The organism is Streptomyces sp. NPDC001502, assembly GCF_042894785.1.
GTDB lineage: Bacteria > Actinomycetota > Actinomycetes > Streptomycetales > Streptomycetaceae > Streptomyces > Streptomyces kutzneri.
On sequence record NZ_JBIAVW010000029.1, the window covers coordinates 47051 to 60506 of the forward strand.

Below are 13456 nucleotides of genomic sequence, written 5' to 3' on the forward strand. Positions count from 1 at the left end.
GCGAAGGACACCGCCCACCGGCGCCAGGCCCGCGCCGCGGCGCCCAGTGGGGGTCGGCACGGTTCAGTCGGCGCGTTTCCCCGTCACCCCCAGCAGCTGCGGGTCAACGCAGTTGCAGGCCGCCACCTGGGCCGGGCCGGGGGCGCCGGCGGGCGGGAGTTCGATCAGGGCGGTCAGACTGAGTCGCGCGTCCGTGCTGCGCCACCACGTGCCGTCGGCATCCAGCAACGCACCCCGGGCAGAGGTGTTGTCGAACGTGAACGAGACTGCCGCGTTCCTGCCTCTCACCTCCTCTGCACGCACGAGCGGGCAGGCGACCAGTGAGCTCCCGTCGTCCAGTTTCAGCACGGGCAGCTGCGGACCGGTCACCTCGTGCTCGTACGTGATCTTCCCATTGAACGTCGGCTGCTTCGCCTTTTCACTTAGTCTCCCGACCAGTTCGTCGGTCAGGGGCCCCGGTGCGAACGGTTCACTCGTCGGCTTGTCCGGGGTCGTGAAGCTCATGTACTCCGCGAAACGCCCGCACACTTCCCGGTCCGTTGCCGCGGTCGGTGACAGTACCGCCGCCCCCGCATCGCGACTGACGGCTGCCACCGGAATCTTCCGCAGCTGCACCGTCGTCGCCGAGAACCAGACGTTCTCGCTGTCCAGCGGCACCGACGCCGCTGTGGCCACCCACGTCTCCACAGCTGCCTTCCACTCGCCGCCGGGCGCTTCCTGCATGAAGTAGTGGAGCGCCGTGGCCGGCCCGTCCTCCCGTCCGTTCGCCTTGCTGAGCGTGACGAAAAACCTCGGGTAGGCCGACTGGTCCCGCTCCGCGGGAATCACGAACGCCGGATCCACCAGCCCGGCCACCACGGGTTCGGGGCCTTCCACACCGCGCGTACGGCGGCGCTCGCTCTCCACTCCGTCGCCAGTGGACCGGTCGCGACCTTGGCCACGGCATCGGCATCCTTCCACCCCGACGGGGTGCGGCGCTCCCACTCAAACCGGCTGAAGACCTTCTCGGCTTCCGCCTGCGTGATCACCAGCGGGGGCGGCGCAGCGACCGATGGCTCGGCCCCCGCATCCGACGGCCCGCCACTGGCGCTGCCGCCCGTACACCCGGCGGCTCCTGCCACCGTCAGCACCACGGCCGCCCCGACCGCTAATCCTCTGACCCACCCCACCAGACACTCCTCCCTCGCCCCCCACAAGGCAGGTTAGCCGGGGTGCAGCCCCGCCTGGTCGCCGGTCAGGGATTCCGTCCAAGGTGCTGCGCCCTTGTCACTTCGTCGGACGGACGTGGTGTTCGGACTGCCGGCGCGGCAGGAGCCCGCAGGAGGTCTCGCCAGTCGGCAGGCCAATTGGCCAGCGCGAGCATGCCCATGATCAGAAGGTGGGTCGGCGCGGCCCAGCTCTCCACCGCCGGGTCGTGGTTGACGATGTGGGTGGTGACCGCGCCGGTGAGCACGAACATCAGCGTCGTGGCACCCAGGAAGCGTGTTCTCCTACTGCGGATCACCAGCAGGACGGCGGCCGCACCTTCCAGGGCACCGACCACGAAGCGCATCCAGGACGGGTAACCCCAATCGGCGAACTTCGCGGAGTACGCCGAGCTGAACATCGTGTCGCCCGGCCAGTACTTGGTCACGGCGCCCAGCGCGAACTCAAAGGCCAGGAACCAGTACAGACCGGTCATGAATCGCTTCGACATACGTGTCCCTTCAGGGGGAACTGGGCAGGGTCAGGCCTCCGCACGGCGATTGCAGTGCCGCCGGAGTCCTTGCTTTCGGGGGTCAGCCCCGCAGGGTGTCGATGGCCTTCTCGATACGCCGTCGGCGCGTCTCGGGCCTCTTCGCGCTCTCGATGGCGCGCACATGCTCGTGCCTGCGGCTGTGGGCAAGGTTGTCGTACGCGGAGCGGGCGACCGGGTCGTCGTCCAGGGCCCGGGCGAAGTCCGGAGGCTCGACCAGGACGCGCGGCTCGGTGTCGAGCTCCAGCTCGACCTCGACCTCGACCTCCTCGCCGATCGTGGCCCCCGCGGCCTGCCGGTTGGCGTTGCTGAGGCCGAGCAGGTGGCGGCCTCGCATGATGGCGATCCGGCTCTTCCAGGAATGCCCGTTGACCGTGATCGTCACTGGCGGCCGCGCGCCCCCGCCGAGCGCTGCTACCACCCCGGGCGGAACCTCCAGGCCCCGCATGGGCTCGGGTGGCTCGACATGGGCCCAAAACTTCATGATCTTTCTCCTGTCGTTCTGTCGGCCCGCCGCGGATCCGGTCCGCCGCGGATCCGGTCCGCCGCGGATCCGGCCCGTCCGGCCCCGCTAGCCGCTCCCACTTCCCGCCCGGACCATCGCCGTGTCCTGGACGGCTGCGAGGCAAGGGATCGCGGCTACTCGGCGTAGGGCTGGTCGGTTCCCGGGGCGCTGTAGCCAAGACTCCAGACATAGCCATCCGGGTCGGCGAAGGTGCCGCCGTACCCGCCCCACGGCAGAGCGCCGGCGGGCTTGAGGATCGTGGCACCGGCCTTCCGGGCCTCCGCCATGATCTCCTCGACCCGTGCCTCACTGCGGACGACGTAGGTCAGAACCAGCCCGCTGAAGCCGCTGCCTTCCGGGTCCGTGCCCACCTGTTCGGCCAGACCCTCGCGACCGTAGAAGCCGACCGGCGAGGCGCCGTCCGAGTCGAAGAACACCGAGATGCCGTAGTCGTTCCTGATCTTCCATCCGAGCCCCTCGGTGTAGAACCGCCTGGCCCGGTCCATGTCCCGGACACCGAGGAGGATCGAGCTGACGTGCGCTTTCATGCCTGACTCCTTGCACTGGTGAGGTATGTGTGCCGGACATCCGGGCCAGGGCCCGGCTGTCACATCGGCGCGTGCCGCCGGTCAACCGGTAGGACAGAGCCGGAAGTCAGGACTGTGTGGGGGCGAGCGACGCGGCAGCCTTCCAGGCGAACCCGTCCAGGTCGGTGAAGGCGTCGGCGGTGCTGCCGAGGACGATGCGGTGCGAGCCGGTGCCGTCGGCGGGGACGCCGAGGTCCTTGGCAAGGGCACGGCGCTTGTACAGGGCCAGCTTGACGGGGCTGGACTGACCGGGGGCGAACTCGGCGTACTTGCCACCGAAGCTCTTGGCCACGGCCATGCCCCGGCCGACGTAGAACTGCTTGGTGGCCTTCACGTCCTCGACGCCGATCAGCAGGACGACCTCGTCGATCTCGCGGGTGGCGGGGCCGGTGTCCTTCTTCGCCGACGTCGCGATCTTCCAGATCGTCCCGTCCGGGGCCTGGACGACGCCGCCGTAGCCCCACAGCGACTTCGCGGCGGGCTTCAGCACCGTGGCGCCGGCGTCCACGGCAGCGCCGACGAAGCCGTCGACGGTGGCCGGCCCGGCCACTGTGAGCGCCAGGGTGAAGCCGCGGAATCCGGTGGTGTGCGCCTCGGACGCCCGCAGGCGTATGTACGCGTCCACGCCGAAGGCGCTGTAGAAGCGGCGAGCGGCCTCGGGGTCGGCCACCTCAAGGGTGACGGACGCGAGGGACGTGTTGGCTGCGGTGGAACTGGTGGTTGCCATGACCATCACGCTAGGGGCTGCGCGGCGGCCGGGGCTTCTCGATTCCTGACCGGTCTTGAGACCTGCTTCGCCGCGCACGTCGGGATCCCCTCCACCTGGATCGCCGCCCCCGCATCGCGCGCCGTACCCGCAGCATCGGCCATGGTCGGCCACCGCATCCGCCACCTGGCACCGGAAGGAAGGCCCCGGGCGGCACGCCGGCCAGCTCGGTGAGGCGGGTGGTGACCGTTCCCCGGCCGACGTTGGAATGCCGGTGAGAAGGAGCGGCGGCCCGTGCCCGACTCAGGGGCGAACCGCTCGGACGTGGTCGGCTGAGAGATGGAGCTCGTACGGCAGGCAGCAGTCGGAGCAGAGCGTCGCGACGAGGGTTCCACAGGCGCACAGCTGGTTCATTCCGCCATCCGGGGTCGCTCCGCAGCAGGCGGGGGATGCATGCCGCAGCTCCAGGCCGCAGGCGTCGTCCGGGTTGATGACGATGTTGCCTCGCGGGCCCTGCGACACCAAGGGCTTCCCGTCCACGTTCCAGTGGCCTCCGTGGCGCGGCATCACCGGCCCGGGCGCCTGGGCGACGACCAAGGGCCCACCGTACGGCTCCGTCTCGATTGCGAAGCAGCCTGACGGCACGGTCGCCGGCGACGGGCCTTGCTCATCTGCGTCCCACCAGGCGTAGGAGGGAGCCTCGGGCACTTCGGGCAGCCGTGTGAGTGGCCCCGTCAGGGGGGGGCGCTGCATGTTGCGCACACGAACACCACCGCTTCGGCCTCCGTAGCCCCGTCGGTGATGTCAGCAGGCAGGGTGGCCTGCCGGTGCTCTCGCTCATCGTGCATTCGCCGACCGTACGCGGCGCACTGCCAGGCGCGGCGCCCACCCCCGGCGGAACGGCACACGACAGCGTTCCGAGTCAGGCGATCAGGTGCTGCTGAAACTCGGCAATACCGTTCTGCTGGGCAGCGGGTGCTCTCGTCCCCGGGCACAGACGCTCTCGCAACTCGGTTCTGGCACAGATCTCGGGGAGTCGTCGCGGAGTGTTACTGGAGCAGGATCATCTTGCGGAGTAGGTCGAATCCGGCTCGCCCGTAGAGCTGCCGCTTGATCTTCTTGATGCGGTTGACGGCGCCCTCGATGCTGGCGGAGCTCCAGTTGAGAGTGAGGCCGGCTGTCGCGGCGTTGAGGTCTCGGTGCAGGTGGAGTGCGAAGCCGGTGAGGCCGGGTAGTTGGCTGGCGTCGACTGCGTCGATCCAGGTGGGGAGTGTGGAGCCGAGGCGGTCGGTGAGTATCTCGCCGAAGTCGCGGACGTGTCCGGCGGCCTTGTCCAGTTCGGGGCAGCGGGCCAAGACCTCCTTCAGGCCGGCCCGGTCTTCCTCTGTCAGGGTCGTGGGGTGCCGGGTGAGCCAGCCGGTCAGCTGTCGCACCGTCGGCGGCCGGGGCGGCGCCTCGGACGGAGCCCCGCGCAAAGTGGCGATGTGCGCGCGGACCATGCCGTAGGTGACAGGAGCGTGCTCGGCAACCAGCTCGCCGTGCAGTCGGGTGACGCTGGTGCATCCTGCGGCGAATCGCCGCTCCAAGTAGGGCTTGTAGGGGTCCAGTCTGCTGGGCCGGGGCCGGTTCTCGCGGAAGGTGTCCTGCCAGCGTGCGGCGTTCGCGTACCGGAGGACGGTGTTGAGGCCCCAGCCCAGGTGCCGGGCGATCGCGCGGCGTGAGTGGCCCTGGGCAAGGAGCTCGTGAACCAGGGCGTGTGCTGCCTTCTTTCGCTCGGCCCGGCGGCCGACGGGCGCCGAGTCGTCCTGCGGCCGGCCGGAAGCCAGTCGGGTGGCCTCCGGCAGCATGCCGCTGGGCGAAGGACTGCGCAGGCAGTCGCGATGGGCGGCGACGCAGGTTTCAACGGCCCGGCCGAGGCCCTGCCACAAATGAAACCGGTCGGCGACCTGCAGAGCGTCGGGGGCACCGCGCCGGGCGCCCTCGGCGTAGGCGCCGGCCCGGTCCCGGCAGATGATCTCCACGCCGGGGTGGCGGATCAGCCAGGCGGCCAGCGGCCCGGCTTCACGGGTCGGGAGCACATCGACCACGCGATGGTCTTCGACGCTGGTCAAGACCGTGGAGTAGGTCTGACCGCGGCGGATCGCGAAGTCGTCCACGCCCAGCACGCGCGGCGTGCTGAACTGCGGATCAGGCAATGCCATGACCCTGCGGAACAAGGTCATCCGTCCCGCGCCGAAGCCCAGCTGGGCAGCCAGCCGAGCGCCGGCCCGCCCGGCCAGCGCGGGCCCCACTCGCTCCAGGGCGTGGTTGAGCCGCGTGGTGAACCGTGCGTGCGGGGCGGCCAGCCGCGAGAACGGCTCGGCGAACGTCCGGCGCGGGCAGTCCGCCCCTCCGCAGATGAAGCGCCGGACCGTCGGCCGGATCACGGAGCCCTGTTCAGCGAGCGGAAGATCGTTCAGCCTGCGCTGGTACCGGTCGTGGACTCGGTCCGAGCCGCGGCCGCAGTCCGGACATTCAGCCCCCGCCGCGCGGCCTCTCGCCACCACCTCGACCGTGCCGAACGCGGCCGTCACCGCCTCGACATCCACATCGTCGATCCCCTCGAGCGGTAGTACCTGGGGGGCGCCGGCTCGTCGCACTGTTCCTGCGCTGCCCAGCACTCGATCCGACGTGGCTGCCCCACCGTTTGCACCTGAGACCCACATCCGGCCCCACCGGCTCCCCAGCGGAGATCACTCACCGCGCACGCATCACGGAATCGCCTGTGCCGGGCGGGAGGCGGCCGGCGCGCTGTGCGACGGCGGCGTGTCCGCCGAAGAGGTGGCCACCGGGCTCGGGACCGCCTGCTCCAAGGCCCTGGTCCTGCTCCTGAGCGCGCAGGACACGCAACGTCGGCCGCAGCCTCACGGCTGCGGCCGACAACGCCCTGCCGGTCAGGACTCAGCCGGCGCGACGCGTCTTGACTCCGGAAGCCTCGAAGTCGTAGATGGTCTTGTTGATCCGCAGGCCGTCGACAGCGCCGATCCACATGTTGTCGCGGCCCTTGCCTACCGCAGCGGTGTAGATGGCCGGCTGTGCGCCGCCGTCGTTGAGCGCGATCTTCAGCTGCGGGAAGGGGCACGGGGTCGCCAGGCTGCAGCCGGTCGCGGTGCCCGCGCTGCCCGTGAGGAACCACGTACCGGTCGTGGTGGCGTCCAGGTAGCCACTCCAGGCGTTCGTCACCGGGGAGGCCGGCGGCAGCCACACCATCGACGAGTAGGTGGTGGCCGTGGCGGCGAGGTTCGGATTGATCTCGAACGTAACGTTCGGCATGTTCGTCGGACCGCCGTAGGAGATGTTCTCGCCGGTCTGGAAGACGTGGAAACCGACCTGGTTCAGACCCTGGGCGCCAAGGACCGGCTTGCCGTAGAAGTCGACCTCGTTGCCGAAGCTGACCTTCTCACTGGGCGGATTGAGGGAAGTGGAGCGGTCCGCAACCTCGATTCCGAGACTGCCTCGGCCGTAGGGCGGCCTCGCGGCGGTCCCCGTCACACCGAACGATCCGTACGGGCCGTCCCTCAGCGCAGCGACGGGAGAGCCGATGGTGTTGCGGGTGATGACGCCCCAGTGGTGCGAGCTTCCCTGACCTCCGCCGGTCAGGGCGGAGGCCGGGACAGCGCCGGCGGCGATCGCGATCAGCGCCGTCACCCCCAACACGACTTTCCGCTTCATGCCGAAGCGAGCTTTCACGCTCACTCCTCTCGTGGTCGGTACACGGAGAGCAGGACGGGCGTTTGAGCCATGCCTGCGTTGCGCAGGCCACGGTAGGGACCCTCAGCGGCGGAACCGGCCACAACGCGCATATGCTTCCGGCAATTAGTCCCCCTGGCGGAGCGGATGACCGGCCGGACCCGATGCGGCCCACGCGGCAACGGGAGACGATGCCGTACGAGCCTGGCGGTGCTGAGCGGAGCATCGCCCAGCACCGTCAGTGTCTGCGCGTCCTTGCGCCGGGGACGCCTGAAGCGACCGAGGCGGAGACCGTCCCGGCCGGGTCATCGACAACGGCAGCCGGGAGACAGCGAACGCGTTCTTCGCGAAGTACCCGGGCCGCGCCCAGCACCACCAGTACGCCCGCCGGACACCCAGCCCGACGGGCCACGCGAGTTCACCCGCTACGACCACAGCGGTGCAGAACTCCGGGTGACCTGGCCCATGCCCCAGGGGCACGCGCTCGTCGACGAGCGCCGTGAACAGCCGCGCGGCCTCACACGGAGCCACGGCCGGTCCCGCTGGTTCTTGCCGGCGATCCCACTGGCTCTCTGCGCGAGTAGCGGCGGCTCTGGCCCGACTTCTGTGGACCTGGCGCGATGCGGCAGGTCGGTGCGCTGGACCAAGTCCAGGCCGGCCGCAGTGCCGACGGGATTTGAACCCGCGGACAGATGGGAGCAGGTCCGCTCCGTCTCCGTCAGTCGCCGTGGGAGGGACCTCGCCCACGGCGATCGCAATGGGCCGCTCTGCCACGGCACCGCAACCTGCGGGAATGCGCGCACTCCCGCTGCGACTCAGGGTAGAGACACCGTTCTCCGCGGACGAATCCTTTATCCGGGAAGCCGAAGACCACTGCCATGGGCCCACAGAAGTTGGCAGGCGGCTTCGGCCGACGCTGCGGTCGCGTCAGCCGGGCGGGGGAAGGACTTGCGGGAAGGGCTTGGGGGAAGGGCTTGGGGGAAGGCTTTCGGGTCGGGTTTGCGCAGCCCGGCGTAAATGCGGCACCCGAACGGGTCGACCACCGTGTCCATACACCCGATGGCGCGGTTGGAGGGGACAAGCGCCCGGCATGGGCCTGTCTGCCCGGCCCACGGCCGGCGCCCGCTCAGCTCACCGTTTCGACGCACATCCTGAAGGAGACCCCCAGTGAAGAAGACCACGGCCGTCATCACCGCGACCGGAGCCATCCTCCTCGGCGCTGCGGGCATGGCCTCCGCCGACGCCGGTGCCCACGGTGCGGCCATCGGCTCGCCGGGTGTTCTGTCCGGGAACCTCCTCCAGGTCCCGGTCCACGTTCCCGTCAACGTCTGTGGCAACACCGTCAACATCATCGCTCTGCTCAACCCGTCCTTCGGCAACACCTGCGTCAACGCCTGATCCAGCCCCAGCAGCGCACCCGGGGAGCCCTGCCGGTTCCCCGTGTGACACGTGAGCGCGGCCCCGGCTTCCTCCCCGGTCGGCCGCGCTCACGCGCGTTCACCCTGCCGGCCTCACGCCGGGCGGCGCGGGCTGGGCTGTCGCTGTGGAATGTCGTTTTGTGCGTGGCGGTCGGCCGGGAGCGCCGCAGCACGCCGGTCACCCGCAGACACGGGTCCGGCGGCCGGGGCACCGGCGGCACCTCGCACCGGAGGGAGGCGAGGTGCCGCCGATGGCGACGGGAGCGAGTCCGTTCAGCCGGCGACCTGTGGTGAGGTGGTTTGGTTCAGCGGTGGCGCTTGGGCCAAGGCCGGTGGCCGCACGAGCGGCCAGTCCGCCCGACGCGGCGTCAGGCCTGTCCCGTGCCCTGGACGATGACCTCGTTGACGTTGACGTCGTCCGGCTGGGCGATGGCGTAGCCGATGGCGTGGGCGATGGCCGAGGCGTCGATACCGACCGCTTCGAGCGCGGAGCGCACCGCGCCCTGCTGCTCGTCATTGCCACCGGAGTGGGTGAGCTCGGTCTTGGTCAGGCCCGGGCTGACGACGGTGACGCGGAGGTCGGTGGTCTCCTGGCGCAGCCCGTCGGACACCGCCCGTACGGCGAACTTCGTCGCGCAGTACACGACCCCGGTCGGGTCCACGCGGTGCCCGGCGGTCGAGGCGACGTTGATGATGTGCCCGGAGCGGCGCTCACCCATGGTCGGCAGGACCGCCGCGATGCCGTACAGCACACCGCGCAGGTTCACGTCGATCATCCGGTCCCATTCGTCGACGCGCAGCTCCTGCATGAAGCCCAGCGGCATGATGCCGGCGTTGTTGACCAGAACATCGACGCGACCGTGGCGCTTCAGCGCGCCGGAGACGAAGGCCTCCACGCTGTCGCGATCGGTCACGTCCAGCTGCGCGGACTCGGCACCGTGGCCGGCCTCGGTCAGTTCGGCGACCAGAGCGTCCAGGCGGTCCGTGCGCCGGGCGCCGAGGACGACATGGTGACCCTCGGCGGCGAGGTGGCGGGCGGTCGCCTCGCCGATGCCACCGGATGCTCCGGTCACCAGAACGATCTTGCGGGCGGAGGACGGGACGGTGTGGTTCATGACGGTGCTTCCTTCTCGGATGGTGTGCCGGCCCTTGTGGCCGGGCGACACATCCAGAGCACCAGCCGGCCGGAACACCAGGTAGAGCTCCCTTCGGCCCCGGGTCCGGCCTTCCGGGGGTCCAGCAGACCCCCCCCACGGACAAGAAGCGCGGCCCGCTCACCGTGTGCCCGGACTAGGGCGTGTTTTAAAAGTCCCGCCTGGCTCGCGCCGCCTGGCACCGCACCTCATCCCGTACGTCCAGCACCAGACGACACGGGCTCAACCGGCAAGATCCGAAAGAGACGGCCTAGCCTGAATACATGAGCCAGCACGTCCCCGAGGCCGATATCCGGGACTTCCTGCGCACACGCCGGGCCCGCATCACCCCGGAACAAGCCGGCCTTCCCCCGCACCTTGGCGTGCGCCGGGTACCCGGTCTGCGGCGCGAGGAAGTCGCCCAGCTGGCCGGAGTCAGCGTGGACTACTACGTCAGGCTCGAACGCGGACGCACCACGAGCGCCTCCGCCGCCGTCCTGAACGCCGTCGCTCACGCACTGCAACTCAACGACACCGAACGTAACCATCTGTTCGCCCTGGCCAACCCCACCGGGCAGCGCCCCCATGCGGGCACGGCCCAGCGCGCCCGCCCAGGGCTGCTGCGGGCCCTGGAGAACATCACCGACGTCCCGGCCCTGCTGCTGGGCCACCGCCTGGACATCCTGGCCACCAACGACTTGGCCCGCACCCTCTACCGCGACTTCGAGGGCCAGCCCGCCGGCGAGCCGAACATGGCCCGCTACATGTTCCTCGCCCCCGAAGCCCGCGACCTCTACGTCGACTGGCCCGGGACCGCCCGCGAAAACGTGGGCATGCTTCACCTGTACGCCAGCCACCATCCGCACGATCCCCGGCTGGCGCAGCTGGTCGGCGAACTGTCCGTGAGCGACCCGGACTTCCGCCGGTGGTGGGCGGAACACGACGTGTACCAGCCCGAGTACGGCTCCAAGCGCTACCACCACCCGCTCGCCGGAGACCTCACCCTCGGCTTCGAAGCCTTCACCCCCATGGGCGACCCCGACCAGACCCTCGGCCTCTACACCGTCGAACCCGGCTCGCCGTCGGAGAACGCCCTGCGCACGCTCGCCGGCCGGACCCACCGACAACACGGGTAGGCGCGTGGGAGGTGGACGCTGAGGCGAAGCAGGCGGCCGTCGTCGGTGGTGCCGACGGGGTTCAGTCGATGACGGCGGTGGCCTCGACCTCCACCAGGTGCTCGGGTACGTCCAGTGCCGCGACGCCCAGCAGCGAGGCCGGCGGGACCGGTGCGGCACCCAGTTTCGCGGCCGCGCGGGTGATCCCCTCCATCAGCAGGGGCATCTTGTCGGGGGTCCAGTCGACGACGTAGACGGTCAGTTTCGCCACGTCGTCGAAGGAGGCGCCGACCCCGGCCAGGGCGGTGGCGATGTTGACGTAGCACTGCTCGACCTGGGCGGCGAGGTCGCCTTCGCCCACGGTGACAGCGTCGGCGTTCCAGGCGACCTGTCCGGCGATGAAGACCAGCTTCGACCCGGTGGCGATCGACACCTGCCGGTAGGCGTCGATCTTCGGCAGTCCTTCGGGGTTGAACAGGGTGATGGCCATGCCGGTGCCTCCATTGCTCCGAGCGCCCGTGAACCCGCTTCCTCCGAGCCACAACGCGCTCGCTCTCTTGTGGTTACTCAGGAACCGTAGGAGAGTGGTCGCTGACATGGAAGAACGCACTTTTCGGTGACTGGGGAACCTGATGGTGACCAAGCAACTCGGCGGCACGGCCGACGAGGCGGACCTGCGGCGTGCGGACTCGCTCGGGCGGGAGATCTTCTCGGACGTCGCCAACAAGTGGGCGCTCCTGATCATCGAGGCCCTGGGGGAGAACACCCTGCGCTTCAGTGAGCTGCGGAACGAGGTCGAGGGCATCAGTCACAAGATGCTCACCCAGAACCTGCGCATGCTGGAGCGCAACGGTCTGATCGAGCGGAGGGTGTACCCCGTTGTGCCGCCGCGGGTCGAGTACACCCTCACCGAGCCGGGCCAGGCGCTACGCGTGACGATCGACGGACTCTGCGACTGGACCCACCAGTACTTCGGTCACATCGAGGCCTCCCGCCACCGCTTCGACGCCTGACGGGCGCAACACGCCCCGGCGACGTCGGCCGGGCTGCATCCCATCGTTTGTGTTCGGGCCCGCCCGGGCAGGCCTGCCGGCTGCGAACACCCGGCACCACGGCCGCCGGAGCCCCGGTCGAGCGTCCTCTCCTGGGGCCGGGGCCCCGCCCCTGTGCGTCGGCCCCATCCGCTTTGTGCGCCGATGCGCGGCCGGACATGCGCTCCGCGCCCCGTGTCACCGAACCGCCCGTGTGCGGCTCGCCCCGTGTCCGGCACCCACTGGGCCCTCGGGCGCAACACGCCCCTCGTAGCCCCGCCCGGCCGAGCCCGGGCCGAGCACTGCGGCCGTCCGGCGCGGCAGCGTCCACTCGGCCTTCGGGTGTGACAATCGTGTCATCTCCCGTTTGTGACAGGGTTGGTGACGGGGCGACAGGAAGGTGTTGCGGACATGGCACCCACTCGTACACCCGCGGGGCCGACGGACGAGGAACTCACTCGCAGCGCTCAAGCCGGCGAGGTGGGTGCTCTGGGGTTGCTGCTGGCCCGGCATCAGGCACCGATGCGCGCGGTGGCTCTGAGCCTGCTCGGTCACGGCCCCGAGGCGGACGACGCGGTGCAGGACGCCGCGCTGACAGCCCTGCGTCGCATCGGCGATGTGCGGGACCCCGCGGCTGTGGGCGCGTGGCTGCGGGCGATCGTGCGCAACGCGTGCCGGATGCGCCTTCGAGCCCCGAGGGAGACGCCCGGCCTGGACGGCCTCGATCACCGGCTGGTGCACCGACAGGATGCCTGGTACCCGGAACGGGCCGTCGAGCGGCACGCGATGCGTGACTGGATCTGGGACGCGGTGGAGGAACTTCCGCAGCAGATGCGGCTGGTGGTCATGCTGCGGCACTTCAGCGGCATCACCACCTACCGGGAGATCGCCGCCGCGTGCGACGTACCCATCGGTACGGTGCGCAGTCGGCTGAGCCAGGCCCGGGCCAGGATGGCCCGGGCGCTCATGTCGACGCAGGCACAGGCGCAGGCGCAGGCACAGGCGCAGGCACCGGCGCAGGCACAGGCGCACGGCGACGCTGCCGCCCTCACCAGGGGAAGCCTGCAGGAGGCCGTGGCGACCCTGAAGGCGTGGGAGACCGGGAGCCTGCCGCGGGAGATCTCCGAGCTGTGGCCGGCGGAGTCCGAAATGGTCGGCCGGCTCGGCCGGCCGGGCGAGCACGTCCATCCCGTCCCGGTCATGCGCCAGTACCTGGAAGACGGGGTGCGCCAGCATGTGCGCCATGTGGTGGCGAGCAGGGACATCGCCATCTGGGAGATGGCCGTCACCCACGACGGTGCCGTCCACGTCTGCCCACCGGGCCTGACCTGGCTCATGTTCCGCCGAAACGGTCGCGTCCAGCGCCTCCGGGTCGTCTTTCCCTCCCCGTCCTAGGCCACCGCACAGCGGCACTGCACCCTTCACTCCGGTTCGGCCTGTGGGTCTGCGACTGCTCAGCCGAAGCCGGGGAAGGGGCTGACCTCGCAGCCTGCCGCC

Annotated in this window: 14 protein-coding genes and 1 tRNA gene; 4 read left to right on the top strand and 11 right to left on the bottom strand. The window is 70.2% G+C overall.

Features of this window, described 5'->3' with window-relative positions:
• Nucleotides 1-63: 63 nt before the first annotated feature.
• The 9 genes from ACFY0D_RS35120 to ACFY0D_RS35160 all read right to left on the bottom strand — a co-directional run bounded on the left by ACFY0D_RS35120 (nucleotide 64) and on the right by ACFY0D_RS35160 (nucleotide 8042).
• Entirely contained in the window at nucleotides 64-906 is an 843-nt protein-coding gene (locus ACFY0D_RS35120) for a hypothetical protein (RefSeq protein WP_390801972.1), read from the bottom strand.
• Nucleotides 907-1234: 328 nt separating this feature from the next.
• Nucleotides 1235-1696, bottom strand: a complete 462-nt coding sequence (locus ACFY0D_RS35125) for a DoxX family protein (RefSeq protein WP_390801973.1) — start codon at nucleotides 1694-1696, stop codon at nucleotides 1235-1237.
• A gap of 82 nt (nucleotides 1697-1778) precedes the next feature.
• Complete coding sequence (locus ACFY0D_RS35130; RefSeq protein WP_390801974.1) at nucleotides 1779-2219, bottom strand: YdeI/OmpD-associated family protein; 441 nt, start codon at nucleotides 2217-2219, stop codon at nucleotides 1779-1781.
• Between the two features lie 155 nt (nucleotides 2220-2374).
• Nucleotides 2375-2788 (bottom strand): VOC family protein, encoded by a 414-nt coding sequence (locus ACFY0D_RS35135; RefSeq protein ID WP_390801975.1) that lies wholly within the window; start codon nucleotides 2786-2788, stop codon nucleotides 2375-2377.
• A 106-nt stretch (nucleotides 2789-2894) separates the two neighbouring features.
• Nucleotides 2895-3560: a glyoxalase gene (locus ACFY0D_RS35140; RefSeq protein WP_390801976.1), complete on the bottom strand. Its 666-nt coding sequence runs from the start codon at nucleotides 3558-3560 to the stop codon at nucleotides 2895-2897.
• A 276-nt stretch (nucleotides 3561-3836) separates the two neighbouring features.
• On the bottom strand, nucleotides 3837-4130 hold the full coding sequence (locus ACFY0D_RS35145) for a hypothetical protein (protein ID WP_390801977.1): 294 nt from the start codon (nucleotides 4128-4130) through the stop codon (nucleotides 3837-3839).
• A gap of 452 nt (nucleotides 4131-4582) precedes the next feature.
• Nucleotides 4583-6121, bottom strand: a complete 1539-nt coding sequence (locus ACFY0D_RS35150; protein WP_390801978.1) for an ISL3 family transposase — start codon at nucleotides 6119-6121, stop codon at nucleotides 4583-4585.
• Between the two features lie 352 nt (nucleotides 6122-6473).
• Nucleotides 6474-7262 carry a hypothetical protein gene (locus tag ACFY0D_RS35155; RefSeq protein ID WP_390801979.1) on the bottom strand — a complete coding sequence of 263 codons (789 nt, stop codon included), beginning with the start codon at nucleotides 7260-7262 and terminating at the stop codon, nucleotides 6474-6476.
• A 661-nt stretch (nucleotides 7263-7923) separates the two neighbouring features.
• A tRNA-Gly gene (locus ACFY0D_RS35160) sits at nucleotides 7924-8042 on the bottom strand.
• A gap of 447 nt (nucleotides 8043-8489) precedes the next feature.
• Between ACFY0D_RS35160 and ACFY0D_RS35165 the strand changes: the two genes are divergently transcribed.
• The gene (locus ACFY0D_RS35165) at nucleotides 8490-8660 is read left to right on the top strand and encodes a chaplin (protein WP_390802025.1); all 171 of its coding nucleotides are present in this window, start codon (nucleotides 8490-8492) and stop codon (nucleotides 8658-8660) included.
• A 388-nt stretch (nucleotides 8661-9048) separates the two neighbouring features.
• On the opposite strand, the gene ACFY0D_RS35170 is transcribed toward ACFY0D_RS35165, so the two are convergent.
• Nucleotides 9049-9795 carry an SDR family oxidoreductase gene (locus ACFY0D_RS35170; RefSeq protein ID WP_390801980.1) on the bottom strand — a complete coding sequence of 249 codons (747 nt, stop codon included), beginning with the start codon at nucleotides 9793-9795 and terminating at the stop codon, nucleotides 9049-9051.
• 302 nt (nucleotides 9796-10097) lie between these two features.
• On the opposite strand from ACFY0D_RS35170, the gene ACFY0D_RS35175 reads away from it, so the two are divergent.
• Nucleotides 10098-10949, top strand: coding sequence for a helix-turn-helix domain-containing protein (locus ACFY0D_RS35175; RefSeq protein ID WP_390801981.1), 852 nt, complete (start codon nucleotides 10098-10100; stop codon nucleotides 10947-10949).
• 61 nt (nucleotides 10950-11010) lie between these two features.
• On the opposite strand, the gene ACFY0D_RS35180 is transcribed toward ACFY0D_RS35175, so the two are convergent.
• Nucleotides 11011-11418 carry a RidA family protein gene (locus ACFY0D_RS35180; RefSeq protein WP_390801982.1) on the bottom strand — a complete coding sequence of 136 codons (408 nt, stop codon included), beginning with the start codon at nucleotides 11416-11418 and terminating at the stop codon, nucleotides 11011-11013.
• A 142-nt stretch (nucleotides 11419-11560) separates the two neighbouring features.
• Between ACFY0D_RS35180 and ACFY0D_RS35185 the strand changes: the two genes are divergently transcribed.
• A complete protein-coding gene (locus ACFY0D_RS35185) occupies nucleotides 11561-11941 on the top strand; it encodes a winged helix-turn-helix transcriptional regulator (RefSeq protein WP_390801983.1) in 381 nt (126 codons plus the stop codon).
• A 429-nt stretch (nucleotides 11942-12370) separates the two neighbouring features.
• The gene (locus ACFY0D_RS35190) at nucleotides 12371-13354 is read left to right on the top strand and encodes an RNA polymerase sigma factor (protein ID WP_390801984.1); all 984 of its coding nucleotides are present in this window, start codon (nucleotides 12371-12373) and stop codon (nucleotides 13352-13354) included.
• Nucleotides 13355-13456: the final 102 nt, after the last annotated feature.